We start from the raw sequence: 25,582 nt of genomic DNA, 5'->3' as shown, positions 1-25,582 counted from the left end.
AGCGCCGGCCTCGGCCGACTGCGAAGCTGAGACTGGAGCCACTACTACGTGACCGAACCGGGTGTGAATGAACTGAATGCGGTGCTGGCGCGCGTGCCGTCGGTCGAGCGCGTGCTGTCGTCGGCACCGCTGCAACCGCTGCTTGCCGACCATGGCCGCACGCGCGTGCTGAATGCCGTGCGCGCCGAACTCGAACGCTGGCGTACCGCCGCCCAGCACGATCCGATGGCGGCCGAGCCGCTCGACGAGCCGCGCATCGCTGCAGCCGTCGCGCGCACGCTGGCCGCGCAGAGCGCCGGCGCCGTGCGCGCGGTGTTCAACCTGACCGGCACCGTGCTGCATACGAATCTCGGGCGCGCGCTGTTGCCCGACGAAGCGGTGCGCGCGGTGATCGACGTGCTTACGCGGCCCGTCAACCTCGAATTCGATCTCGCCACGGGCCGTCGCGGCGATCGCGACGACCTGATCGACGATCTGTTGTGCGAACTGACGGGCGCGGAAGCGGCGACCGTCGTCAACAACAATGCGGCGGCCGTGCTGCTGACGCTGTCGGCGCTCGCGACGAAGCGCGAAGTCGTCGTCTCTCGCGGCGAGCTGGTCGAGATCGGCGGCGCCTTCCGGATTCCCGACATCATGAGTCGCGCCGGCGCCAGGTTGCGCGAGGTCGGCACGACCAACCGTACCCATCTGCGCGACTACGCGGACGCGATCGGCCCGCGCACCGCGCTGCTGATGAAGGTGCACTGCAGCAACTATGCGATCAGCGGCTTCACGAAGGAGGCGACGCTCGCCGAACTCGCGCCACTCGCGCGCGAGCACGGGCTGCCGGTCGCCGTCGATCTCGGCAGCGGCACGCTCGCCGACCTGTCGTTATGGGGGCTGCCGCACGAGACGACCGTGCAGGAAACCGTCGCCGCCGGCGCAAACGTTGTCACCTTCAGCGGCGACAAGCTGCTCGGCGGGCCGCAGGCCGGCCTGATCGTCGGCGATCGCGCACTGGTCGCGAAGATCAAGAAACATCCGCTCAAGCGCGCGCTGCGCGTCGGCAAGCTGACGCTCGCGGCGCTCGAGCCCGTGCTGCGGCTCTACCAGGCGCCCGAATTCCTGCGCGACCGGCTCACGACTTTGCGCCTGCTGACGCGTTCTCAGCGCGAGATCGCCGAGGCCGCCGAGCGCGTGCGCCCGGCGCTGCAGGCGGCGCTCGGCAACGGTTTCGACGTGACGGTCGAACCGATGTTCAGCCAGATCGGCAGCGGTGCGCTGCCGGTCGATCAGCTGCCGAGCGCCGGGCTCGTCGTGCGCACGCCGGACGGCAAGCGCGGCGGCCGCGCGCTTGCGCAGCTCGAGAAGCGGCTGCGCGAATGGCCGCGCCCGGTGATCGGCCGCATCGCCGACAACGCGCTGCGGCTCGACCTGCGCTGCCTCGAAGCCGCCGACGAAGCGGCATTTGTCGCGCAATGCGTGCCGCCCGCGGAGCCCGCTGCATGATCGTCGGTACCGCGGGGCACATCGATCACGGCAAGACGACGCTTGTACGCGCGCTGACGGGCGTCGATACCGACCGGCTGAAGGAAGAGAAGGCGCGCGGCATCTCGATCGAACTCGGCTACGCGTATACGCCGCTGGAGAACGGCGATGTGCTCGGCCTGATCGACGTGCCGGGCCACGAGAAGCTGATCCATACGATGGCGGCCGGCGCGTGCGGGATCGACTTCGCGCTGCTCGTGATCGCCGCCGACGACGGTGTGATGCCGCAGACGCGCGAGCATCTCGCGATCCTGCAACTGCTGGGCGTCACGCATGGCGCGGTCGCGCTGACGAAGTGCGACCGTGTCGACGCCGCGCGCGTCGCCCAGGCGCGCGACGAGATCGCCGCATGGCTGCAAGATTCGACGCTGGCCGGCGCGCCGATCTTCGAAACCCGTGCGACGGCCGTGGACGATCCGGGCGTCGCCGCGTTGAAGCGTCATCTGGCCGACGCGGCGATCGCATGGCGCGCGCGCCGCGACGACGGCCTGTTCCGGCTCGCGGTCGATCGCGTGTTTACGCTCGCGGGGCAGGGGACCGTCGTGACGGGCACCGCGTTCGCGGGCCGCGTCGCGACTGGCGACACGCTCGCGATCGTGCGCACGGGCGGCGCGGCGCGCGTGCGCAGCATCCATGCGCAGAACCGGCCGGTCCAGGCCGGCCGCGCGGGCGAGCGTTGCGCACTGAACCTGGCCGGCGTCGACAAGGCCGACGTCGAGCGCGGCGATACCGTCGCCGATGCGCGGCTCGCCGCGACGTCGCCGCGCGTGGACGTCGAGCTGACGCTGCTCGCGGACGCGGGGCTGACGCTGACGCACTGGGCGCCGCTGCACGTGCATCTCGGCACACTGCATCGCGTCGCGCATGTCGCGCTGCTCGACGGCGACACGCTAGCGGCCGGCCAGCGGATGCGCGTGCAACTGGTATTCGACGAACCGGTGTTCGCGCTGCCGGGCGACCGGTTCATCGTCCGCAATCCGCAGGCGACGCGCACCGTCGGCGGCGGTCGCGTGCTCGATCCGTTCGGGCCGGCGCGCAAGCGCCGCACGCCCGCGCGCCGCGCATGGCTCGATGCGCTTGCCGAGTGGCTCGACGCGAAGCGCCTCGATGCGCTGCTCGCGCAGGCGCCGCTCGGCATCCCGCGCGCGATGCTCACGCATCTCACCGGTTTCGCGCCGGACGCGCTCGCGTTGCCGGACGACGCGCTGGCGATCGGGCAACGCGATGCCGCGTCGAACGACGGCGCGGTGATTTCGCATGCGCACTGGCGCACGCTGCAGACGCGGGCGATCGAGACGCTGCGCGCGTATCACGAGCGCATGCCCGACGAACAGGGGCTCGACGCCGCGCGCCTGCGGCGGATGGCTGCGCCGCTTGCCGGCGATGCGTTGTGGCGCGCGCTCGTCGATGCGCTGGTGTCCGGCGGCGAAGTCGCGCGAAGCGGGCCGTGGCTGCATCTGCCGTCGCATTCGGTGAGCCTCGATTCGCGCGAGGAGGCGCTGGCGCGGCAACTGCTGCCGCTGATTCATGCGGGACGCTTCGATCCGCCGTGGGTGCGCGACCTGGCCCGCGACACGGGCGCGGCCGAGGACGCGGTGCGCACGCTGCTGCGCAAGCTCGCGCGGCGCGGCGACGTGCACCAGGTCGTGCGCGACCTGTTCTATCACGCGGATGTCGTACGCGAGCTGACGGAACTGGTCGCGCACCTCGCGCCTTCGCGTGGCGGCGGGCTCGATGCCGCGACGTTTCGCGACGCGACGGGGCTGGGCCGCAAACGTGCGATCCAGATTCTCGAGTTCTTCGATCGGGTTGGGTATACTCGCTTCCACCGCGATCTTCACTTCCTGCGGCCTGACAGCGGTTGGGTGGGTATTCAGGCGTAGGCGCCCGTTGTTCTTCTGGTTGTTTTCCCCGAGGAAGGCATTCGTATCCGGTGGTACGGCTGGACTTCAAATCCAGTTGGGGGTGTCAGACACTCCCGGGTAGGTTCGACTCCTGCTGCCTTCCGCCATCCCTGGCTTCCGCGGGGTTCCTCGATCTTCCCTTGATGTGCCGCAACTCCATGATTTTGCATGGATTTGTGGGTAATGACGTGCTTGCGACGTGCGGCCTCGTCCTCCACAATTTTTCCGTGAAACATGGGTGGCGACATGGGTTTTGTGGGTAGGAAAGGAGGGCAGCATGGCAGGACGACACTTGCATCGGCTCAGCGCGTTGCGCGTCGCCAAGGAAGTCACCCCGGGTCACTATGCCGACGGCGGCGGACTGTACATGCAGATCGCCGACAGCGGCGCGCGCTCGTGGGTGTTTCGGTTCACGCTGAACGGGCGCGTGCGCGAGATGGGACTTGGGCCGCTGTCGCGGGTCTCGCTTGGCGAAGCGCGAAAGCTCGCAGCCAGCTATCGGGAAATGGTCAGAGATCGGATTGATCCTATCCATACGCGGCGCGAGCGTGAGCGCCGAGAACGGCTGGAGCTATCGCTGGACGCGAACGTCACGTTTCGCACGGCCGCTGAGCGTTCAAACACGTCGAAGGCGATGTGATCGTCGTACACGAGGTCGGGAAACGTTTTGTGCTGCGGCTCGCAGGAGAGGTCGTGGGAATCTGGAACGACGCCTACGACATGGACGGCGTGCCGCCCCATGATGGCACGACTGTCAACGGTGTGAAGCGTTTGCTGCGGAGTCACGGCGATGAATGACGATTGAACCGCGCCGGAAATCGTGGAGACCGGTTGATTTAAGTTAATGTGGGTATGTCAGCGGCATTTCTGGGTTGCCTGTAGTAGCCTGCCTCAGGCTCAGCAGGCGGGAAAAAACCGAGCGGCTCGATCAGCCCCTGTCCCACAACGCGCGGCAGCGGCTGCCGACACCTCAACGGTGCCTCGTGGGAGTTGATACTGGGCTTTGCAAAGCCGTGGGCAGTGACATTTTTAATGCACGACGTGCAACGTCATGAATTTACAAGAGTTTCGCATCTTTCGGACAACATCGGCAGGCGAAGTGACAACTTTCCTTCGCAAACAGTGACGACTTTGCTTTGGACTACGCCTCTTTACGCTGATCAACCCCGGCTCCTTTACAGTGATCATTGACACTGCGTTCATACAACCGCTCGTCGGGCCGACTTTGACCTTGTCACCGCTCAGGGAGGCGGACGTGGAAGCCCTCGCGGCGACTGTCGCGGATGGAGATCTGTGGGAGTCGACGACCACGGTCATCCCGCACCCCGACGCGATGGGCGATTACGTTGCGCGTGCATTGCGCGACGTGCAGCGAGAGCGTGCGGTACCCTACGTCATCCGACTTGCCGCGGACAACCGGGCGGTCGGCTCCATTCGATGCTGGAAAATCGAGCACAAGCATCGGAAGCTCGAGATCGGTCATGTCTGGGTGGCACGCTCGTTCCAGCGCCGGCGTGTCCATACGGAAGCCAATTATTTGCTGTTGCGCGAGGCATTCGACGTCGCCGGGATGCTGCGCGTCCAGTATCTGGCGGATGAAGCGAACGACGCGTCGCGTCGGGCCATCGCTATGCTTGGCGCGTCGGAGGAAGGCATCCTGCGCAACGAGCGTGTCATGCCCGACGGTCGCGCCCGAAACACGGTCGTGATGAGCATCGTCGCACACGAGTGGCCGCAGCGGCGGCTCGCGCTCGAGCAGACGTTGAACCTGCGCGATGAACAGACGGACCGTTAGCCACCGATGCTGACCGCGCGTGTTGCGACCGCGATGACCGCGGGGCTGTGTGTGATGACCAGCGTCGGCAACCCGAGCGTCGCGATATTGCGCAGGATGCGGACAGCCGTCTCGTCGTCGAGCCCGCCGGTCGCCTCGTCCAGCAGCAGGAAGCGCGGGGCCCGATACAGCGCACGGGCAATCAGCACGCGATCGCGCTGGCCTCTCGAGAGCGGGGCGCCGGAGGCCGTGACAACGGTATGGAGCCCTTTCGGCAATCGCCTGACTTCGTCCTCGACGCAGGCGAGTCGCAGCGCATCGATCACGCGCGCCATCTCGACATCGGGATCATAAAGGCACACGTTGTCGAGCACGGTCCCCTCGAAAAGACCGTCGTCCTGCAGCACCGACGCGAACAGCGCCCGAAGTTCGTTGCCGCCGTACGTGTCGAGTTCCTGATCACCGATGCGGATGCTGCCGTTATAACCGTCCTGGATGCGCAGCAGCAACCGGAACACGGTCGTCTTGCCGCAGCCGGACGGGCCATGAAGCGCGACGGTTTCGCCCGCGCGCAGCGAAAAGGACAGTTGCTCGAACAACAGCGGCTTCATGCCTCGATAGCGGAACGAGACGCCCTTGAACGTCACCGTCTGGGCGACGTCGGAGAGCAGATTGTGATGCGCGCGGACTTCGTTCGCGGTGTTCATGATTTCCGCGATCCGGCTCGTCTGGAACTGCAGCGCGCGGATGTCGAAGAAGCGATCGACGAGCAGCGCGGCGCGATGCGAAAACTGCTCCTTGTACGCGACGAACGCGAACACCATGCCCATCGAGAAGTGGCCGCCGGAGACTAACAGGCAGGCCATGCCGGTGACGACGATGCGTTCGGTGCCGAACGTTACATCGCGGGCAAGTTTGAAAAGCAAATGGTACTTCTGCGTCCTGAGCCCGGCGTTCTTTTGCGCGACGAGCTTTTGCATCCAGACGCTCCAGAATCGACCGGTCGAGTTGGCGAGCTTGACGGTCTGCACGTTGGACAGCATGTCGATCAGAAATGAAGATTGTTCCGACGAGGCTTGCGTCTCGACGGTCGATGCGGTGCGCAACAGATAGAGGAATGCCGCGCGCGTGGCCGTATAGGCGATGATCGCGACGCACGGCAGGAGCGTCAGCAGCGGACTATAGAACAGCATCATCGACGCCGTGACGAGGACGAGAAGGGCGTCCATCAGCGATTCGAACACCGTCGCGGCAAGCGCTCCTTGAATGCCGAATACGCCGTTGAAGCGCGACGTCAGGTTGCCTACCTCCTTGCCGGCGAAGAAGCTGAGCGGCAGGTCGAGCAGCTTGCGCAATACCGTCCCCATCCACTGCACGTTGATCGATGCGCCCGCGACGGCGAGAGCCCATCCCCGGGCAAGGTCGGTCAGACCGCGCAGCAGCACCACGACGAGGAACGCCGCCGACAAAAGCATCAGGAACAGGCGGTCGTCGTATGGAATGAACCGATCGACGGCGAGTTGTCCATACTGGGGCAGCACGAGCGAGAACGCTTCGAGACACAGCCCGAGCACGAGAATCGGCACGCCGCTCGCCGCCTTGCCGCGAATCCTCCCCAGCAGATCGCGGTACCGCCACGGCACGTCGTTGCCTCGCGTCGATTCTCTCGCGGGCAAGTGCACGTCGAGCACATCCAGCGTGTCGCCTCCCAACTGATCGAGAGGCAGGCGTCGGTTGCCCTCGTTCGGCATCGCCACCGTCGCGAACCGCAGCCCGACCTGTTGCAACACGACGTAGCCGTGCGCCGGCGACCGGACGATGACGGGAAGCGGTACATGGCGCAACGCAGTGCGACCGATACGCATTTGCCGCGGCACCACGCCGGCAAGCTCGCAGACGCGGCCGACCGCGCCGCGCTCGTCGAGGCCGGAGGAACCGAGGAATAACTTTTGCAGCTTCGTGAAGCTCAGATTCGCGCCGCGGTGGTTCGCGAGAGCGACGACGCACGCTAGCAGGTCCGAAGACGGAGACGCACCTGCTTCGACGACGAGCGCTTCTTTCAGCGACGTCCGGATACGATGAAGACCGAGATCCATCGGGCAGTGTCGCGATCCGCTCTCATCGGTACCACAGTTCGCCCGTTGGCGCGTCGTCGGTGACGAGATCGATCACCTTCGTCTCTCCGGTCCCGTGCATGACCTGCAGATAGTGGCTCACGAGATGTGTTGCGTCGCGTTCGGCAAGAAACGCTTCGAGGCGGTCCCGCACGCGATCGATGGGCACGTTTTCCGAGGCCGCGGCCGACCAAGTCAACCCTTCGAAATACTCGGTTCCGCGCGCAAGCGGCACGTGCGACGTCACATACAGATGGCAGTCCATGCGTGCGTTACGTGCGAATGCCCGAAGCCGATCGGTGATGATGGGCTCGACACCGTCGCCGAGTGTCGTGCCGACCAGTTGGGCGCGGCCCGCGGCACGCAGGAACGTGGGCAGGCCGTCCAGCACGCGCCATGCGATCGTCCAGCCGTCCTCGCCGCCGTGGCCGACGAACGGATAGCGCGCGTCGTCGGGGAACGGCAGCAACGGCGGGTTGCAGACGATGTGGTCGAAGGTTTGTCCGGGCTCGAGTGCGTCGTAGAGGTCACCCGTGGCGACCTGCCAGTTCGTCGCGCCGTTCATCTCGCGATTGATGATCGCGATCGAGGAGGCGAACGGGTTGATTTCCACCGAGACGACCTGGCGCGCGACGCGCGCGCAATAGAGCGATTGAACGCCTGGGCCGGCACACAGGTCGAGCGTCCTGCCGCCTTGCGCGGGACGTAGTCGGTTCAATAGCGCGAACGAATCGTCGCCGTAGTAGACACGCGGATCGACGCAAGGCAGGTCGAAGAACAACCAGATGCCGAGCACGACATAGAGGACGAGCCCCCGCGTCTGCAGCCGGCTGCCGTGATCGTCGACGATACCCAACTCGACGAGCGGTTCGAGGTGCGCGAGCGTCGTGCCGTCCAGGCAGTCCTTGTCGACCGGCTTGCCGAGCAGCAGCAGCCTGACGATGCCGGCAAGCGATCGATCGACGAGGCAGTCGACGGCCTTCGACCATGACTCGACACGGGGCTTCAACGGATTGAAGCTCGCGCAAAGTTCGGCATAACCGACCCGCTCCAGATACTGCCTGACGTCGACAAGCGACGGAGATTGGGCTGCGGAGTGGAGTGCGGTCATGGGCTTATCCAAGAAGTGGGGCGAGTTCATGGAGGTGCGCGTTCAGCAGTTCGCGCGCGCGCGGATGGTGGACGACGGCCTCACATACCTCGCACACGGAACTGTAGCGTTCGGCGAAAAGCGGCTCGTCCGTCAACAGCTTGACGAAGTTCATCAGGAACAGCGGGCCGAACCGCCCGATGGCCTGCACCACAAGGTTCCCGCGCGTGCGCTCGACGAGCGTGCCGGCGTGTTCGGTCAGGGCGTCGCCGAAGTCGAGGAATTCGTTCGCGTGGGCTTCGGTGCCGCAGCAGGCGAGTAAATGGCCTTGCGCCGACAGCGCGGCGCTCGTGACGGCCCATGGGCAGGGCAGGTTCAGCAGCGCCTGGTTGGCCGGAAAAATCAGTTCCGCGTCATCGATCGTGCGGCCGCGGCCCAGTCGCTGCAGGCGTGCGTTCGAGATCAGATAGCGCGTGCCATCCGTGCCCGGCTCGGGCAGCGGCGCGTGCGTTCCGTCTTCGTCCCAATAGACCGCCAGCGTTTCTCCGAGCTGTTCCTGTATCGAATCGGACGTCAAGGTCGAGTTCGGGCCATAGCAGTTCGCAATGACGACGCTGTCAAAGCCCTTCCCCTTGCTTGCATGCCACGCGTTGACGACATGGCGGAACGGAATGAACGGCAAATGATAATCGTCGGCGCTGTAATTGATTTCATCGAGCCCGGCCTCGCGCAACGAGTCGATCGTCCGCTCGGCCGCACCTCGTGTGATGGCCCACGACGCGTTCGTCACGAGGCGCGTTTTAACGCCGGCGGCGCTGCAAAACGCGATCGCGTCGAGCAAATGCTGCTTCAGCAGCGTGGGTTCGCCGCCGGCGAAGATGACCATGCCGAGTCCGCGGGCGTCGAGCAGGTCGTCGACCACCTTGCGGATCGCGGGATAGCTCAGCCGCTCCCTTCTTTGCGGAGATGAATTCATCGAGCAGTGGCCGCACGCGGCGGTGCACTGGTTTGCCGTCAGGACGGTCAGCTGGCTTACGTGGCGCACGAAGGCTCCTTCGGCCCGGTTACTGAATGGTCCGGCCGATGTCGGCCCGCACCACACTCGTCGTGTCCCCGTCGACGGCGACTTCCATGTCGATCACGATGTCGCGATACGAAAACGCCATGTGGCCCGACGCATCATGCGCGCCCGACGTACTGATCGAGCGTCGCGCCGCATGGCGTATCAGCGCGAGCTGCCGGTAGACGTTCAGGCCATGCGCTTCGAGACGTTCGAAGAGCCGTGGCTCGATCGACAACTTCGATACGTGGATCGGCTGGCCGCCGGACAGATCGCCGCCGTCGTATGCGCCGGCCGCGACCGTGTTCGCATTGGCAATGGCGTTCGCATTCGCGTTGGCGTTGGCGATGGCATTGGCGTTGGCGATCGCATTTGCGACGACCCCCACATTCGCGACGGCGACGGCCATCGATGCGACCGTATCGTCGTCTTCATCGTCGTCACTGTCACTGTCACCATCCCCGTCGCCGCCATCACCCCCGTCTCCGCCGTCGCCTCCGTCCACGCGGATCAGGTCGCGGCGCCGGTTGCGGTAAATCGTGCCGAGAATCACCGCGCGGGCGGCCGGCGAGATCCGTTCGAGATAGTCGGAGAACAGCATCTCGCCGGTACCGCCCGGCATCACGAAATCGAGCCCGTACTGGCGCAGCGTCTCGACGGGTTCCAGCCGGAAGAGTCGAGAGACGTCCTGCGACAGCACGATCTTTGCGCGTACGTGGTTGAGTCGGTTGAAGAATTCCAGTTGCTCGTTCACTTTGTCCGTCCTCGGTCATGGTTAGCCAGCGATACCAGCGCGACGAAGGCCGGTACGCCGACCTCCAGCAGGAACCCCACAAGCAGGAGCACGCGTGATACCTCGATACCCTTCGCGCAGGGATACCCGATTGCAACGATGTACGTCAGGCTTGCAGCAACGAGTGCGATGCCGAACCTGCGGTTGCTCCGGTACCAGATCGCCGGAGAACTCAAGGTCGCCTTCGTGCGAACGCCGTACAGGCGGTTCGGCTTGACCTGGTTCAGCGCGAGCGGCACGGCGAGGGTCAGCAGGACGACGCTCGCGATCAGATACAGTAAGCAGTCCGGAAGTGCTTTCACCGCTACTCCAAAAAAGCAGGATTCACAACAGCGACAGCCAGCCGAGCGCGCGCGGTGCCTTCGTAGCGATCCGCAGGCGCACGGTCACCCGTGTATCGGTCGACAGCGCGGATGGCGCGGCGAACGCGATCAGTACGAGACGTTGCCGCCCGTCAGGCGCGTCGATCGCGCGCTCGCGCGGCGCGGCGGTCAACACCTTGATTAACGTGCCGGGTACGCGGCGTACCCCACCGTCATCTGTAGGCACTTCAACGGCGATGTCGGCCCGTCCCGTCGGACTCCCCGCAGTCTCGGCAAGGCGGGCGGGCAGCGGGACGATCGCGGCTTGCCGTCCCGGAACAGGATCGATTCCGTATCGAACCAACTCGTGCGGTTCGACCACATTGCCCCATTCGGTCATGACAGGACCAAAACGCCACAGTAATACCGCGATCGACAGGACGATCGCCGTACCGGCAGTCACGAGTAGCGCGATCGTCACATGCCGCGGCGGGCGAGCGATGATGATCGGCGGAACGTCCATCGCGCGTTTTCACCGCACGAGTCCGAGCACGACCGAACGCAGCGGATCGTCGAGCCGGGCCGCGAAACGGTGTGCCGTCTCGGTGTCGAGCGCACTTCCGTCAAGCGCTGCGCGCTGTTCGTACAGGTTCGCCAGTTCGACCAGCAGTAACTGCTGTGCGGTTCGTCGCGAGACTTCGTACGTCGTCATGCCGCCTCGATCCCTGACCATGCCGGCATCGAGCGCCTCGAGGAACCCGTGCGCCCGTGCCGCGCGGCAGAACAGGAACACGAGCTGTTCGGCGGTCTGGCCGATGCGCAGGCGCAGCGCCGGGCGGTCCGACATGGCGAGCAGGCCGTGCCGGAACGACGATGTGCCGTACACGCTATGAAAAAGCCCTGCGGCGCAGACGTCTTCCTCGCAACCCCATTGCGCGAGGCAGCGCGCCGTGCCGACGAGGTGGTCGAACAGCGTGCGTCCGCTGTGCCGGATCTCGCCGGCGCCGGCCTGCAGCAGCAGCGATTTCCAGACCTCTTTCATGACCCGGCCTCGTCCACTTTCTGCGACTTGATGACGATCGTGACGCGAAGATCGATGCAGTCGCGCGTCGGCCCTTTCGCACAATGCGGGATCGCACCCGAAAACGTGATGGCGGTACCCGGCTCCGGATAGACGGCGTCGACAATCGCACCGAGATCGCCTTTCGAATAAAACACGGTTTCGCCTCCCCAGTTTCGATGCCAAATGGGATGTGCGTAGTAAACGGTCGAAAAGTAGTTTTCGGCATCGTCACTGTCGGTATGCACGTAGCCCTCGACGCCGTAGGTATGCGCATTCGCATAAACGCGAAGCGGTTCGTGCCCTTGCAGCGGCCCGGCTTTCAAAACCTGCCATAATTCAAATATTGGGACGGCGGAAGCGTTGTCCGCGAGTTCCTTTTCACAGCTGATACCGCTGGACGACCCACCGCCCGCAAAATGCGCACACCAGAACGCATATCGATCGTTGGCCCGGCTCGAACGTTTTCCATATTGCCAAATCGGGCCCTGGGTAAATCGGATGATGCGTTCCTGAAGACGTGCAGGGACAAGGTTGCGCGGCTGCCGCACAATTGGGCTGTCTGTCATATAAGAAAATATCGTGTCGCGAAAACAGGCCGGGCACCGGCTCGCATACTAGAAATTGCCGACCAGGGATTGCCGGTAACTTTTGTAGCTCGATTTTTGCTGACGATACTGTGTTTTGAAGCTCGCGGCCTGCTGCGTGTCACCGGCAATCGTGGCGGCCTCCGTCTGGGCCAGCAACAGCCGCAGATTGGCCTCGCGAGCCGCGAGCAGCGGTTGAGCGGCGGCGTGCAACTGATTGAGATCGGCGTCGTATTTCAGTCGCGCGTCCACATACGTTTTTTCGGACGAAGCGTTCTGCGTATCGGTAATCTGTTTTGCAACCGTTCTCAGATTGGCCGCGTCCGCCACGATCTGGGCCCGCAGCGTGACGATATTGGCCGGGAGAGTCTGGTCCTGTGCGGTGGCCGTCAGCGGGGCTATAAGAAGCAATGCTGAATAAATTGCGACAGTTCGCATCTGTATCTCCTGTTTGACCGAATTGCATGAAAGTGGAATTCGTCGGGCGACTTTTTGTTTCTATTGCGTAAGTCTGGAGTAAGCATGGCGTATTGACCATGCAAAATCAGAAGCCGAAGCAGAGTCAGGAAAGAACGTGCGCGATTCGAATAGAAAATTGATCCGGCGCACCGGAGGAACAATATCATGGTTGCATCGCATGTCAACAACTTTCGTATTACGTAATTGTCGTAATGATTGCGGTTGGTTTAATGGATGCCGTAATTTTTGTTTTAAATTGGAAAGAATATATTCTGGGTTCTGTAATATGTCGGAGCCGCATGCTCGACGACAATGGCATATCCGTCAAGGAGAACGAGAAACATGTCTGCAGGATTGACTCGTGTCAGACCCGAGGACTTTTTCGCGGCACCGCGTGCCTGTAGCTTTGCGGTGTCGCCAGATGGGGCGTGGCTCGCATGGCTTGCCGGTGCGGGCGAGCAGCCGGCACTCTATGCGGGCCGGCGCGCGGACGTCGAGCTGGGCAAGTTCGATGCGGCCGGATTGCTCGTCGATGCATCGACCTGCGCGTGCTTCTCGTTCGAATGGAAGGACGATGCGCACCTCCTCGTCACCGGTGACTCGGATGGCGACGAGTGCTATCACGTCTACTGCATCACCGTGACTCACGGCGTCGCGCAGGTCGTGCGCGACCTGACGCCGTTCGCAGGCGTGCAAGCACGCGTGCTGAACGTGCTGCGCGGTGACGCGTCGGCGGTGTTGATTACGGACAACCGGCGCGAACCGACGATGTTCGACGTATACCGCGTCGATATCGCCACGGGCGACGCGACGATGGTGGCCGAGAACCCGGGTGACGTGGTGCAGTGGGGCGCGGACGGCGACGGTCGCGTGCGGATCGCGCTGGCCGCGGATACACTGACGCGGCTGCGCTATCGCGGCCAGAATGACGAGCCGTTTCGCGAGATCGCGTCGGGGGGGCCCGGCGAAACGTTGCAGCCGCTCGTCTTGTCGTCGGAATCCGACGCACTCTGGGTGCTGTCGAACCGGGGGCGCGACACGCTCGCGCTCTACGAGTTCGATGTCGTGCGCGGATGCGAAGGGCGGTGTCTGTACGCAAGGGACGATGTCGACGTGGCGGGCGTGTTGTGGTCGCGCGCCCGCGACGCGCTCGTCGGCGTGAGCTATACCACCTGGCGGCTCTTCTATCACTTCGTCGACGAAGGCCGCCGAGAAATATTCGAGGTTCTCGAACGGGCGCTGCCGAACGAACAGATCGTGTTCAAGAGCGCGTCGGACGACGAACGCTATTTCATCGTCGGTGCCGCCAGCGATGCGCGAGTCGAACATCATTATCTGTTCTGCGTCGATGACGGCCGGCTGATCCCGCTCGGCAGCGCGCTGCCCCATCTGCAAGCGGCCGACATGGCGCATACGCGGGCGTTTCAATGCCGTTCCCCGGACGGCCTCGCGATTCACTGCTATTGGACGGCCCGCACGTCGGGGGCGCCGCTGCCGCTGATCGTGTTTCCGCACGGCGGACCGTGGACGCGCGACACGTGGGGATTCAACCGTATCGTCCAATGGCTCGCGAGCCTCGGGTATGCGGTGCTGCAAGTGAACTACCGTGGGTCGACGGGTTACGGCAAGCAATTCTGGCAAGCGGGATTCGGGCAGTGGGGTGACGGCATCCAGCGCGACATCGACGCCGCCGTCGACCACGTATGCGATGAGGGGTGGGCGGACCCGAAGCGCATCGGCATTTTCGGCATCAGCTTCGGTGGCTACTGTGCGTTGATGCAGGCGAGCCGCCGTCCCGAACGGTATCGTGCGGCCGTGAATCACTGCGGGACCACCGATCTCGTCTCGTTCGTTGAGTCGTTTCCAGTCAGTTGGGCGCCGATGCGCGAATTGCTGCATCAGTGGATCGGCGATCCCGGCGACGCTGCGGGCCGCGCGCGACTCGTCGATGCGTCTCCGATTGCGCATGCCAGTGCCATTCGTGCGCCCGTGTTCATGGCCCACGGCGCGAACGACCCAAGGCTCTCGCTGGCGGAGGCGAACCGGATGGTCGACGCACTCGAGCGCCACGGCGTCACTGTCGAGCTGATGATTTGCGACGACGAAGGACACGGGTTCGTGCAGCCGCGCAACATGATCGCGTTCTGCCGGCGCGTCGAGCGGTTCTTGGCGGCGCACCTGGGGTGATGAGCCGACGGCGTGTCGATTCCGCGGTTCGCGCGGCTGGCGTTCGTGCATCTGAACAACCACAGGATGACGGAAAGCGGAGGAGCGGCAGCGCTGCAGGTCGAGGGCGGCAACAACGATGCGATGTTCTTGACGCTGGGGTTGCGAGGGACGACGCAGCTGGATCTGGGGGCAAGGATGCGGCTGACGCTGCGCGGTTCGGTGGGCCGGCAGCATGCGCTCGCCGTGGTCGACGGGCTGAAGGGCTTCCCCGAAGCGATCAGCCGTGGACGTGGAGCACGCGGGCGAGGGTCAGGCCGCCCAAACCTGCACCAACGATAGTAACGGAAGTGGTCATAACGGCGCCTCGGAGCGATTCGAACATTATTCCATATCGCGTCGATTGGAATCATGTTCCATGGTGCGTCATAGTAGATACGTGCTAAACGAACCCTCCGGACTGCACGGCGTGCCGATGCACTTTCCAAGGCGCGGATTGTTAAGGCGGCGATAGATATCTCGATCGATGCGCGCGGGCGCGCTGCGTTCGGCATAGCTGACCCTGTCCATCAATCTAAACCAGACTATCGTGCGCCAGCAAAATCAGCATGGGGAATGCTCGACATCACGAGGCGAACGCCTGGCGTGTCGCGGCAATGGCGTGCTGCGCGGCATTTGTATCGGCTTGGACGCACTGTCCGATCACGTCGTCTATGTTGCAGGGGCTGACGTTTGGGGAAGCGGTTTCGTGTAATGCAAGGTCTGTTTCAGGCACTTTTTTGTTGCATTCCGCTGTGAAGACTCTCTATACTGGAGCCGTCTTCGCAATATTTTGCGATGCCGATCATGATCCGCAGCATAGCGGAACAGGGAATCCACCTCGAAATCGCCATGTGTCATCACGCGACACGGTTCGGCGCTTCTCCCGTTTGAAAAAGAAGATGTGACCGTATCCGTGCGGTCGCGGTCTCCGTTCGCGTACGCACGGTTCGTGCGAGTCGCTGCCGTCCGTCCATTCGATTCCGAAACGCCGTATGCAGGGAAGTTTCATATTTACTTCGTATTCCTGTTGAAATGGCTGGAAACTGGCTCGCTCGCAAAGCGATTGGTCAGGGACATGAGGTTCGCAACGTTCCCGCGCAGTTCGTCGGACCGTTTGTTAAGTCAAACAAGACCGACATCGTCGATGCAGAGGCTAGCCGACATGAGCGACTCGACGACGCCTTCCGTGGTGGCCGATGCCTCGGGCATCCCTCATCTTGCAGTGACAGTCGCGAGCGAGTGGCAGCGCGATAGGTTACTGAGCACGCTCAAAACCAGGTTCGGCGATGGACGACTTGTTGCTGATTTCACGGTCGTACGCGGCGCTCGTACCGATTGGTTTGACCATGTCGATACGTTACTCGTGTGCGGTGCCGAGTTAGTGCTGCGTGGTTTATTAATCGAGTTGGCGGGGCTGCGCAAGCGGCGGATGGCCTACTCGTTTGCGACAAGCTTTTGGGAGGCAGTGACTGATCACGACGTTCGATAGTGACGAGTGCGTGGATGTAGCAACTGAGCATTTCGCCGCGCGATGGTCGCGGCAATCGATGATAGTCATCCGTGTGGGCCGAACGACCTAGGCACGCGCTGAGTGCACAGATATCGATTTCGGGCGCTCTAAGGGCCATGTTCCGGCATCGGCGATTGAGAATCTCGATGAATCTGCACCGCTATTAAAGGCTTGCGCCGATGCCGGACACCCGGCCAACTTCGAGATAGCGAGATGCATGGACTGCCTGGGTGACAGAAACGTGTTCATGAGGCTCGCGCGTAAGCGTGCAGAAGCATTGCTTGGCTTGTGGCAGGCGGGACACCTGACCGCGGGGATACGGGGCGGAAAAACCCATATCGAACGATTTAACGACCATTGGGAGATTTGAGAACCGTCGAATTGAATTTTCAGCTTAACCGTAAAAACTGTTAAGCCGCAGGCGATTTCTTGCGGACATCCTGTACTGAAGAGATTGATCATGAAGTTGCATATTAGGCGACCTCCTACCGCGGGCGCGGAGACTGGCGCAGTCGATGCGGCGTATGGGGAGATCGAAGTGTCGGAGTCGGCGGACGCTTTCGCGAGTGCTGTGCATACTGCCCAGCCGCTTAGACCAGTGGGTGCTGTATTACCCCAAGGCAGCTCTCGGGTGGTTCAGACTGCGGAAATCGCAGAAGTTGACGCAATGATGACCCGCGATGCCCTGACCACCCTGCGAACGCTGCAGACGTTTTCTTACGTCGTGGCGCTACTGTTGCACCGTACGGAGCTGTCGTACTACATCACGCTTAGCCAGGACGGACGGCTCTGGCGCGCGTTGAATGCGGCGGAATTTGAATCAGCGGAGGTGGCCTTTCGACATTTCGAGGAGCAGGCGGTACGTCTCGCAGACATTGAGTTGCGACGCACGCAGTTGGAAGCACAGAACGAGCACCTGGTCGCGATGATCGAGGAGTCGCAAGTGCAGGCGGAGCGGCTTCGCGCCGATCTCGACAATCATCTCGAGCAGGCACAGATTGTGAATAACCGCCAACAGCAAGTTAGGAAGGAAGTGGCTCAACTCGAAGCACAGAGACTCGCGTCACAGGCGCAGATAAACAAGGCAGTTCGCCTCATTCAACAGCTCCGTACAACTAGCAATGAACGCATTCCTAATTTGACCGTTCGTCGAATAGATATCTGAACATTGCGGAGACGTATTGAACAACCGGATCGGCAACCGGGCGATACCTAGTCTCACAAATGATGTGCATGGTCGGCTTGGTGTCGGTTGCCATTCTACCCGTCGTTCGGCAATTGTACTCAGATGTAATGGGCTAACGGAGGACAGATGTCGAGTGAGTCATTACAGACGCTTGAAGCGCAACTATCTGCGCTCCAGGCAAGGATTGCGGTGCGACGCGCGGCAATCCGGAACGATGTTGTCGAGCAGATTGTCAAGCTCATGCGGGAATATGAAATCACCGCGCGAGAGGTCGAAATACTGTTGAGTGTTGGGCAACGCAGGCGTATTCCACCACGATATTGGGATCCCGATACGGGCGCGACGTGGTCAGGTCGCGGGAAGCGACCGCGTTGGATGCAAGGACGCGATCCGGAGGATTTTCGGCTCGAACCCGATAGCGATTCAGCCGGAGGGGATGCCGAAAAGAAAGAGGTATGAGCGCGGTGGATCGCGCGCGTAGCCAGTGGCGACGCGGTGGCGATGTCGATCCGACGAGATGAGGCACCGTCATCGTATCAATGACAATGAAAAGGGGGTATCAATGCCGTCTTGTTCGATCAGTCGTGCGGTGGTTCGGTGTGCGGTAATGGATGGAAATTCGGTTCGTCGGTATGAATTGGCCGATGCACTAGCAAAGTTTGGTTATATGACCGCAAAGCTAGATACGCGAGATGCGCTAGTGGAATATATGCGCGAAACCGTCGTTGATCTTGTTCTGGTGATGGAACCGACGCTTGACGAGTCGATCGATCCGTGGGTCGAGCAATTCCGAAACGATCCTGCTTTTGCTGGAACGCCGTTGACCATCGTCGGAAGAGGGATTGAGAGTGAGATGGTCGCAGCCCTGATGGCTGGAGCAGATGTGTATCTTAACTGGCCCGTCTCGTACGAGCTGATCATTGCCCGACTCGGCGCTCTGTTACGTCGGGTCCGCAGACCTCATCTCAATTCAAGAAACCCGTCGCATGGTTCTTACATTTTTTTTTCCGGTAGTGACCGAGTCTGTCTCGGCCGGGAGCCGGTTCTGTTGACGAGAATGGAACATCGCGCCGCTCATTTGCTGTTTTCCCAGTACTTGTGTGTCGTCACATTTGAAGATCTGTGGCGCGCGATGTGGGAGGGTGTCTCGATGCAAAAGCCTCAACGGCACAACGTCTGCGTTCATATCTCACGCTTGCGCAGCAAGCTCAAGTTGAATGGCGAGTACGGTTACCGTCTCATATCGGTGCGTGGCGAAGGATACAAGCTGGTATCTGCGGGCCAACGAAAAAGTGATAGCGCGTTGTCTCTGTCGGTCAATTACTGATTGCGCGCCGCGCGCATCGACAAACGAGAAGTGAACTGCTCTAGGAATCCTGGACACAAATGAGTGTTAGTGTTTCGGAGGTAATTTTCCAAATAGGAACGGGAGATTGGCGATAAAGCGCAAGCAATGCTCAGTGGAGCAGATCGTGGCCGCGTTCAAGCAGGCTGAGCTGGGCATGCCGGTGGCGGATCTAGTATTGCTACGACGGAAAAGGGATGTCGGACGAGATTCCGTACTGTTCGCGCGTCATGCAATGTCTGTAGGGCCCGGAAGCTGATTTTTTGTTGCATTCCGCTACGCGGGCTCTCTATACTGGAGCCGTCTTCGCGGTATGTTGCGACGACGATCATGATCCGCAGCATAGCGGAGCAGGGAATCCACTTCGAAATCGTCGTGTGCCGTCTCGCGGCACGATTCGGCGTTCCTCCCATTTGAAGCAATAATCGCGACCCGCCTTCGCCGGTCGCGGTTTTCGTTCGCCTTGCGCGCGGTTCGCGCGCGTGGCCGTCGTCTGCGCATCGATTCGGAAACGTGGTGCCCCGCGAAGTTGCGTATTTATTTCGCATTCCGTGATAAATGGCGATATCGAAAAAAGGGAATCAAAAGAGGGAAGCTTTTAAACCGCAAGGAGAATCCGTTTATGACGTATCCCGACATTCTTCGGACGTTGCACAGCCTGATTGCAGCGCCGCTCATCGAACAGACGCCGTCCTTTCTCGGCGAAGCGAAATGCGACGTGAGAGAGGCCGTCAACGCGTTGCTGCCGAATCTGCTCGCCGCAATCGTTCACCGGGGGCTGTCGAGCCCGTCGGAAGCCACTGCATTGATGGCTGTGTTCGACTCGCCTCGCCTCGATCCGGCACTGCCGCAAGCGAATCTGGACAATTTCTTTTCCGGCGGTACGGTAACTGAATCGCACATGACGACAGGAACCGCGCTACTCGCCGAACTTTTCGGGGATCGCATCCACGACATGGAGCGTGCCACGGCAAGCTTGGCGAACCTCAAGCTCGGAAGCGGCAGGGCACTGCTTGCGATGGTCGCACCGTTCGCTTTCGCCGTTCTCCGACATGCGTGGATGACCAGTGAAGAGGGGGCCGACCGCGGGTCTCTTGTCCGCCTTCTGCACGCTCAGCGGCACGCCGTTCATCCGGCCCTGCAGGAGCGCTTTTTGTCGGCGCTCGGCATGCCGTCCGCGGCGACCTGGCTCGAATCGACCGCCGATCCCGACGCGGCTCTGACACGACCGCTCAGTGCGACCGCACAAACGCGCCTGGACGAAAGCGAGCGACGGCGTCGTGCGTTATGGTTGATCCTGCTGCTCTTGCTCGCCGTACTGCTCCTGCTTGCCTATTGCTCGCATCACACGCCTGACACAACCGAGAAGGCGGCGGCATCGGCCGTTCCCGCATCGTCGTCACAACCGGCATCGTCCGCAACTGCGACATCGACCGCTCCCGAACTCGACAAGGCCTCCGAATCCGCGGCGAGTTCGCCTGAAAGCGTGAAGCCACAGGCCGGCACGGCGCCGCCTTTGCTCGACGTTCGCTTCGGTTATGCCAGTGCCGCGCTGCCCGACGATTTCAAGCAGGCCGCTTCGGAATGGGTGGCTTACGCGAAGGATCACCCGGATGCCCTGTTCGAGGTGACGGGGTTCGCCGATGACACGGGCGGGCGAGCCTTGAACGAGCGCCTCGCGGACCGTCGCGCGGAAGCGGTCACGGCGGCGCTGGTGGCGGCCGGGGTCGATACGTCGCGGCTCTCGAAAGCTGTGTCCCGGATCGTGAGCCAGGCCACCGATGCCGCGGCGGCCCGGCACGCCGAGGTCCGACCGAAACCGTGACATGTATGCCGGCCTTCCCGGTTCGATCAGACCGGGCAAGCTGCATGTCGTGCTGCGACCGGCCATGGGCTGGGAAGGCGGGCAACTGTACGAGTTCGTTTCGGCGAAACCCACTATGGCGAGCCAGATAACTTCTGTCCACCGGAAGACGTCGGTGGAGTGCCGGGATATGCCGACTTCCTCGAAGCGATCACCGATCCGACGCACGAGGAGCAGGACCAGTTCCTCGAGTGGTGTGGCGGTAGCTTCGATCTTGCCGCCTTCGATCTCGTGCTCGCGAATCAGCGGCTCTCAGAGGTCAAGTTCTGATCGTCACGACGGCCTCGGACGGACGCTTGTCATGAAGATATAAAAAATTCAAAGCCATCGAAAGCGTCAAGGTCTGGTGCAAGGTTCGCAATCCACCTTCAATCGGATTTTCTTAAATGACGCTGTAGCGTTCGCTTATGGACATTGAAGGCCTGGGCGACTACGGTGAACGGGCTGAAGTAATGAACGATGAAACTGTCGGGGCCGCACACGAACCATGGCGTGCCGAACAGGCAGTGGCCGTCAATCAGCGTTTCGTGCAGCAGGTCGTGTTCGCGCATTGCGTCGAGGAAAACGAATGGCGGCTGCTCGGGAAAAGAACCAGGTCGAGCGCGAATAACTTCCGTGGGCGGGACCGACCCGGACGGGGCATTGATTGAAGCACCGCCTCTGTTCGTGCGTAATGAGGTGTCCGAATGTGCTGCTGCCCCGTCGCTTTTTGTTGCATTCCATTGGAAAGACACTCTATACTTGAATCACGCATCACAGCGTCTCGTGTGTGCCCATTATGATCCGCAGCATAGCGGAGCAGGGAATCCACCTCGATATCGTCATGTGCCGTCTCGCGGCACGATTCGACGACTCATCCCGTTAAAGCCCTTGATGTGACCGATCTCCGTCGGTCGCGTTTCGCTCGTCCATACGCAGATTCGTGCGTGTGGTGGCCGGCTGTCGTCTGTTCAATGGATTTATTTCCGGATGTTGCACGCCGGTAATCGATTTATTCGTTTTGAAGTTTGGATTCGAATGGAAGAGCAATAAAAAAGAAATTTATACGCCACCGCAAGGAGAAACTGTGTATGACGTATCCCGACATTCTTCGGACATTGCATAGCCTGATTGCGACGCAGATCAGTGAACAGGCCCCTCTGTTTCTCGGAGAGGCGAAGAGCGATGTGAAGGATGCAGTCGATTTGCTTCTGCCGAATCTTCTTGCGGCAATCGTCCAACGGGGGCTGGCCACCCTCTCGGGTGCCGATGCGCTCACGGCCGTGCTCGATTCGCCACGGTTGGACCGGTCGCTGGTGCGTACGAATCCGGACAATTTCTTTTCAGGTGGCGCGGTAACGGAAACCAACATGAAGGCCGGCTCGGCATTGCTCACCGAATTGTTCGGCGACCGTCTCCCCGCCATGGGCCATGCCGCGGCGAGCATGGGCCATCTCAAGGTGGAAAGCGGTCACGCGCTGCTTGCCATGATCGCGCCGTTTACGTTCGCCGTTCTTCGGCATGCGTGGGTAGCGGGTCCTGACGGTGCGAGCCGCGCTTCCCTCATTGGCCTTCTGCGCGCACAGCGGCAGGCAATTCACCCGAGGCTGCAGGACCGATTCCTGTTGGCGCTGGGCATTCCGTCTGCCGTGGTCTGGCTCGACTCGACCCTGGAGTCACAGGCGGCAGCGACGCGCCCCGTTACAGCGGCGCCCGCGCGGGGCGACGAGGAAGGCAGGCACCGGCATCGCGCGTGGTGGGCGATCCTGCTGTTGTTGCTCGTGCTCGCATCCTTGCTGACCCTTGCCTATTGCACGCATCGCTTCCCGGGTGCAGCGGACAAGACAGCGGCTACAACGGAGCCGGTGGTGTTGGTGACGCCGGCATCGTCGCCAGAACCGGCTTCATCCGCGCCTGCGTCGGCCGCTTCTGCGGCCGGCGCTGCATCCGAACCCGCGTCGAGCCTCGCCGCGGCCCCGAAGCTGGGTCCTGCTGCTGCGGCGCCGTTGCTCGAAGTTCGCTTCGGGTACGCCAGTGCCGCGTTACCTGTCGATTTCGTGCAGGCGGCCTCGGCATGGATCGCTTACGCGAAAGATCACGCGAATGCCACGTTCGAGGTGTCCGGGTTCGCAGACAACACCGGCGAACCGGCTTTGAACGAGCGGCTGGCGGACCGTCGTGCGGAGGCCGTCATGGCGGCACTGGTTGCGGCGGGAGCCGGCACGGCGCAACTGACCAAAGGGGCGTCTCAAGTCGTGAGCGAGACCGCCGACGCAGCCGCGGCCCGGCGCGCCGAGGTACGACCGAAACCGTGATATGCATATCCGATCCATGTTTCGAACCGGCGTGCTTGCCTGGTCGTTGGCCTGCGGAGCGTGCGCACTGGCGCCCACCGATGGCCCGGCAACACGCGACATCGTCGCCGAGCAGCAGTCGCAGGCGCGCATCAAGGTGGTCGACCTGACGCCGGACGCCGTCGGGCGGATGCGCATGCGCGACACACGTCGCACCTTCGCCGACCACTTCGAGCCCGCCCGGTCACGGACCGACGTGCTGGGACGCGGCGACATCGTGGCCATCACGATCTGGGAGGCTCCACCGGCGACGCTGTTCGGCAGCATGGACACGACCGGTTCGATGGCACCGGCTGCGGCGAAGGCCACCGCGTTGCCGGAGCAGACGATCGATTCGAACGGCAGGTTGATCGTGCCGTTCGCCGGCAGCATCGGCGCGGCCGGCATGACCATCCCTGAACTCGAATCGACGATTGTGAGCCGGCTGAAATCGAAGGCGAACGAACCGCAGGTGCTGGTCCGAATCGTACGCAACACGACGGCGGACGTGACGGTGGTGGGCGACGTGGGCAGCAGCATGCGCGTGCCATTGACGCCCAAGGGCGAGCGTTTGCTCGACGCCCTTGCGGCAGCCGGTGGTGTGCGGCAATCGGTAACCAAGATAACGGTGCAGATTACGCGGGGCGACCAGGTGTTTTCGATGCCGCTCGATGCGGTCATCCGCGATCCGCGCCAGAACATCGCGCTGCAGGCGGGTGATGTGGTCACGGCGCTCTACCAGCCGGTCAGCTTCATGGCGTTCGGCGCGACAGGCAAGAACGAGGAAATCGGCTTCGAGGGGCAGGGCATCTCGCTCGCGCAAGCCTTGGCGCGCTCGGGTGGCCTGCTCGATTCGAGAGCCGATGCGCGCGGTGTGTTCGTGTTTCGTCTCGAAGACGCGGCGTCACTGGCCGTTGCGCGAGACGAAGCCATGCCGGTCACCGCCGATGGGCGTGTGCCGGTGGTGTACCGCATCGACATGAAAGATCCGGCCAGCATGTTCATCGCGCAGCAGTTTTCCATGCGCGACAAGGACATGCTGTACGTATCGAATGCGCCCGTGGCCGACATACAGAAACTGGCCAACCTGTTCTATACGGTCGTATTTCCTGCGGTCAGCGTCGGCACGCAGTTCCGTTAGGCGGAGGCAACGGCATGGACATACCGGTCGGTTTTCCCGCGCAAGGCTCCCAAAGAACATACAGGTGGAATCCCAGCAAGATGCCGCGTTCGACTTCTTACAAGCTCACGCCTGCAAAGCTGCTGTTCGTGCTCACGGTCGTCATTCCGGTGACGGTCGCGGTCGTCTACTACGGCTTCATCGCAGCCGACGTGTACGTGTCGGAAAGCCGCTTTGTCGTGCGTAGCGAGCAACGCCAGCCGGGCGGTTCGCTGCTCGGTTCCTTCCTCGCGGAGAGCAGTCTGGGCCGCGCGCAGGACGATGCCTGGATCGTGAACGACTACGTCCTCTCGATGGATGCGCTCAAGGCCCTCGACCACGAAATCCAGCTTCGCAAACGGGTTGGCGATCCCCACGGAGACATCGTCAGCCGCTTTCCGCAGTTCGGCGGCGCGGATGCGACGTACGAGAAATTCCTCGACTACTATCGGGATCGTATCGTTGCCGTGGTCCACGACAGCACGACCAGTATCACGACACTCAGGACCTCGGCCTTCGATCCGCGTTCGGCCCGCGATATCAACGAGCGCCTGCTGACGATGAGCGAGGCGCTCGTCAACGAACTCAACCGGCGTGCGCGCCAGGACGAGATGCAGTACGCGTCCGCGATGGTCCAGGAGGCCCAGGACCGCGTGAAGTCGGCGGCACTTGCATTGAGCGAATACCGCATGAGCTACGCCGTATTCGATCCGGACCGGCAGTCCGCCCTGCAGCTGCAACTGGTCGGCAAGCTGCAGGACGAGATGCTGGCTACCCGTGCGAGGCTTGCCGAGGTTGAATCGCTGTCTCCCGACAATCCGCAGATACGGCCGCTGAAAACCCGCATCGCGGCAATCGGATACGAGATGGCGGCAGTCTCCACCCAGGTGATGGGTAGGGGCGACGGCAGCTTCGCGGCAAGGAGCCGCGAGTTCGAGCGCCTGAGCATCGAGAAGCAGTTTGCCGAGCGGCAGCTCGCAAGCGCGCTCGCATTGCAGGAGCAGGCCCGCAGCGAGGTGGTGAAAAAGCAGCTCTATATCGCACGCGTCGTGCAACCGCGTCTGCCCGATGCCGCCGAAGAGCCGAAACGCCTGCGCGCCATTCTCATCGTGCTGACGATGGGGCTCGTGACATGGGGGCTGCTCTCGCTGCTGCTTTCCGATATCCGTGAACACACGCTCGAGTAACACCCATGTTCGCCACTCCGTTCCGCGACTCCCTGGCCATTCAAACGCGCGTCATTGCGGCGTTGTTCATGCGCGAGATCATCACGCGCTTCGGAAGGCACAACATCGGCTTTCTGTGGTTGTTCGTCGAACCCATGACGT

General features: G+C 62.4%; 25 protein-coding genes, 1 tRNA gene and 1 pseudogene. 17 read left to right on the top strand and 10 right to left on the bottom strand.

The features are described from left to right. Nucleotides 1-48 precede the first annotated feature (48 nt). The 6 genes and pseudogenes from selA (at nt 49) to ACNQQL_RS20195 (ending at nt 5,226) form a co-directional block, all read left to right on the top strand. Nucleotides 49-1,488 (top strand): L-seryl-tRNA(Sec) selenium transferase, encoded by a 1,440-nt coding sequence (selA, locus tag ACNQQL_RS20220; RefSeq protein WP_347065240.1) that lies wholly within the window; start codon nt 49-51, stop codon nt 1,486-1,488. Further along, a complete protein-coding gene (gene selB, locus ACNQQL_RS20215) occupies nt 1,485-3,410 on the top strand; it encodes a selenocysteine-specific translation elongation factor (protein WP_347065239.1) in 1,926 nt (641 codons plus the stop codon). The genes selA and selB overlap by 4 nt, the downstream gene beginning before the upstream one ends. Before the next feature lie 32 nt (nt 3,411-3,442). Then, nucleotides 3,443-3,538, top strand: a tRNA-Sec gene (locus tag ACNQQL_RS20210). Between the two features lie 170 nt (nt 3,539-3,708). Continuing rightward, nucleotides 3,709-4,071: an Arm DNA-binding domain-containing protein gene (locus tag ACNQQL_RS20205; protein ID WP_347065238.1), complete on the top strand. Its 363-nt coding sequence runs from the start codon at nt 3,709-3,711 to the stop codon at nt 4,069-4,071. Next, nucleotides 4,050-4,229, top strand: a pseudogene (locus ACNQQL_RS20200) (type IV secretion system protein VirB9); the annotation flags it as partial. The gene ACNQQL_RS20205 and the pseudogene ACNQQL_RS20200, both read left to right, overlap by 22 nt. Before the next feature lie 382 nt (nt 4,230-4,611). Next, entirely contained in the window at nt 4,612-5,226 is a 615-nt protein-coding gene (locus ACNQQL_RS20195) for a GNAT family N-acetyltransferase (protein WP_347065237.1), read from the top strand. Here the strand turns inward: ACNQQL_RS20195 and ACNQQL_RS20190 are convergent. The 9 genes from ACNQQL_RS20190 to ACNQQL_RS20150 are packed head-to-tail and all read right to left on the bottom strand — an operon-like array spanning nt 5,223 to nt 12,649. Further along, a complete protein-coding gene (locus ACNQQL_RS20190) occupies nt 5,223-7,301 on the bottom strand; it encodes a peptidase domain-containing ABC transporter (protein WP_347065236.1) in 2,079 nt (692 codons plus the stop codon). The genes ACNQQL_RS20195 and ACNQQL_RS20190 overlap by 4 nt on opposite strands. Nucleotides 7,302-7,323: 22 nt before the next feature. After that, entirely contained in the window at nt 7,324-8,430 is a 1,107-nt protein-coding gene (locus ACNQQL_RS20185) for a methyltransferase (protein WP_347065235.1), read from the bottom strand. A 4-nt stretch (nt 8,431-8,434) separates the two neighbouring features. Continuing rightward, nucleotides 8,435-9,454: a radical SAM protein gene (locus tag ACNQQL_RS20180; RefSeq protein ID WP_347065234.1), complete on the bottom strand. Its 1,020-nt coding sequence runs from the start codon at nt 9,452-9,454 to the stop codon at nt 8,435-8,437. Between the two features lie 19 nt (nt 9,455-9,473). Then, a complete protein-coding gene (locus ACNQQL_RS20175; RefSeq protein WP_347065233.1) occupies nt 9,474-10,169 on the bottom strand; it encodes a hypothetical protein in 696 nt (231 codons plus the stop codon). A 50-nt stretch (nt 10,170-10,219) separates the two neighbouring features. Then, complete coding sequence (locus tag ACNQQL_RS20170; protein ID WP_347065232.1) at nt 10,220-10,564, bottom strand: SdpI family protein; 345 nt, start codon at nt 10,562-10,564, stop codon at nt 10,220-10,222. Nucleotides 10,565-10,586: 22 nt separating this feature from the next. Then, nucleotides 10,587-11,087 carry a hypothetical protein gene (locus ACNQQL_RS20165; protein WP_347065231.1) on the bottom strand — a complete coding sequence of 167 codons (501 nt, stop codon included), beginning with the start codon at nt 11,085-11,087 and terminating at the stop codon, nt 10,587-10,589. A 9-nt stretch (nt 11,088-11,096) separates the two neighbouring features. Next, nucleotides 11,097-11,606, bottom strand: coding sequence for a DUF6817 domain-containing protein (locus ACNQQL_RS20160; protein ID WP_347065230.1), 510 nt, complete (start codon nt 11,604-11,606; stop codon nt 11,097-11,099). After that, nucleotides 11,603-12,193 carry a 2OG-Fe(II) oxygenase gene (locus ACNQQL_RS20155; protein ID WP_347065229.1) on the bottom strand — a complete coding sequence of 197 codons (591 nt, stop codon included), beginning with the start codon at nt 12,191-12,193 and terminating at the stop codon, nt 11,603-11,605. Before ACNQQL_RS20155 ends, ACNQQL_RS20160 begins: the two co-directional genes overlap by 4 nt. Before the next feature lie 48 nt (nt 12,194-12,241). Continuing rightward, complete coding sequence (locus ACNQQL_RS20150) at nt 12,242-12,649, bottom strand: hypothetical protein (RefSeq protein WP_347065228.1); 408 nt, start codon at nt 12,647-12,649, stop codon at nt 12,242-12,244. 432 nt (nt 12,650-13,081) lie between these two features. Between ACNQQL_RS20150 and ACNQQL_RS20145 the strand changes: the two genes are divergently transcribed. The 8 genes from ACNQQL_RS20145 to ACNQQL_RS20110 all read left to right on the top strand — a co-directional run bounded on the left by ACNQQL_RS20145 (nt 13,082) and on the right by ACNQQL_RS20110 (nt 21,053). Next, on the top strand, nt 13,082-14,857 hold the full coding sequence (locus ACNQQL_RS20145; RefSeq protein WP_347065227.1) for an alpha/beta hydrolase family protein: 1,776 nt from the start codon (nt 13,082-13,084) through the stop codon (nt 14,855-14,857). A gap of 12 nt (nt 14,858-14,869) precedes the next feature. Further along, nucleotides 14,870-15,178: an autotransporter outer membrane beta-barrel domain-containing protein gene (locus ACNQQL_RS20140; protein WP_347065226.1), complete on the top strand. Its 309-nt coding sequence runs from the start codon at nt 14,870-14,872 to the stop codon at nt 15,176-15,178. 862 nt (nt 15,179-16,040) lie between these two features. After that, the gene (locus ACNQQL_RS20135; RefSeq protein WP_347065225.1) at nt 16,041-16,367 is read left to right on the top strand and encodes a hypothetical protein; all 327 of its coding nucleotides are present in this window, start codon (nt 16,041-16,043) and stop codon (nt 16,365-16,367) included. Nucleotides 16,368-16,848: 481 nt separating this feature from the next. Beyond that, nucleotides 16,849-17,553, top strand: a complete 705-nt coding sequence (locus ACNQQL_RS20130; protein WP_347065224.1) for a DUF2968 domain-containing protein — start codon at nt 16,849-16,851, stop codon at nt 17,551-17,553. A 147-nt stretch (nt 17,554-17,700) separates the two neighbouring features. Then, nucleotides 17,701-18,033 carry an H-NS family nucleoid-associated regulatory protein gene (locus ACNQQL_RS20125; protein WP_416392672.1) on the top strand — a complete coding sequence of 111 codons (333 nt, stop codon included), beginning with the start codon at nt 17,701-17,703 and terminating at the stop codon, nt 18,031-18,033. A gap of 148 nt (nt 18,034-18,181) precedes the next feature. After that, nucleotides 18,182-18,901: a response regulator transcription factor gene (locus tag ACNQQL_RS20120; protein WP_347065223.1), complete on the top strand. Its 720-nt coding sequence runs from the start codon at nt 18,182-18,184 to the stop codon at nt 18,899-18,901. Between the two features lie 640 nt (nt 18,902-19,541). After that, a complete protein-coding gene (locus ACNQQL_RS20115; protein WP_347065222.1) occupies nt 19,542-20,744 on the top strand; it encodes an OmpA family protein in 1,203 nt (400 codons plus the stop codon). Nucleotides 20,745-20,903: 159 nt separating this feature from the next. Next, nucleotides 20,904-21,053: an IS1096 element passenger TnpR family protein gene (locus ACNQQL_RS20110; protein WP_347065221.1), complete on the top strand. Its 150-nt coding sequence runs from the start codon at nt 20,904-20,906 to the stop codon at nt 21,051-21,053. 98 nt (nt 21,054-21,151) lie between these two features. Here ACNQQL_RS20110 and ACNQQL_RS20105 read toward each other — a convergent pair whose 3' ends face one another. Next, nucleotides 21,152-21,517 (bottom strand): hypothetical protein, encoded by a 366-nt coding sequence (locus tag ACNQQL_RS20105; RefSeq protein ID WP_347065220.1) that lies wholly within the window; start codon nt 21,515-21,517, stop codon nt 21,152-21,154. Between the two features lie 336 nt (nt 21,518-21,853). Here ACNQQL_RS20105 and ACNQQL_RS20100 point away from each other — a divergent pair, with 336 nt between their 5' ends. The 3 genes from ACNQQL_RS20100 to ACNQQL_RS20090 all read left to right on the top strand — a co-directional run bounded on the left by ACNQQL_RS20100 (nt 21,854) and on the right by ACNQQL_RS20090 (nt 25,441). Next, nucleotides 21,854-23,077, top strand: coding sequence for a DUF937 domain-containing protein (locus ACNQQL_RS20100; protein WP_347065219.1), 1,224 nt, complete (start codon nt 21,854-21,856; stop codon nt 23,075-23,077). 16 nt (nt 23,078-23,093) lie between these two features. Continuing rightward, nucleotides 23,094-24,236 (top strand): polysaccharide biosynthesis/export family protein, encoded by a 1,143-nt coding sequence (locus ACNQQL_RS20095; protein ID WP_347065218.1) that lies wholly within the window; start codon nt 23,094-23,096, stop codon nt 24,234-24,236. 80 nt (nt 24,237-24,316) lie between these two features. Beyond that, nucleotides 24,317-25,441: a hypothetical protein gene (locus ACNQQL_RS20090; protein WP_347065217.1), complete on the top strand. Its 1,125-nt coding sequence runs from the start codon at nt 24,317-24,319 to the stop codon at nt 25,439-25,441. The last annotated feature ends 141 nt before the right edge of the window (nt 25,442-25,582 follow it).

This window comes from Burkholderia sp. LFS061 (assembly GCF_047978125.1).
GTDB lineage: Bacteria > Pseudomonadota > Gammaproteobacteria > Burkholderiales > Burkholderiaceae > Burkholderia > Burkholderia pyrrocinia_C.
The sequence above is the reverse complement of the archived record's forward strand: the minus strand, read 5'-3'. Positions and strand labels throughout refer to the sequence as shown.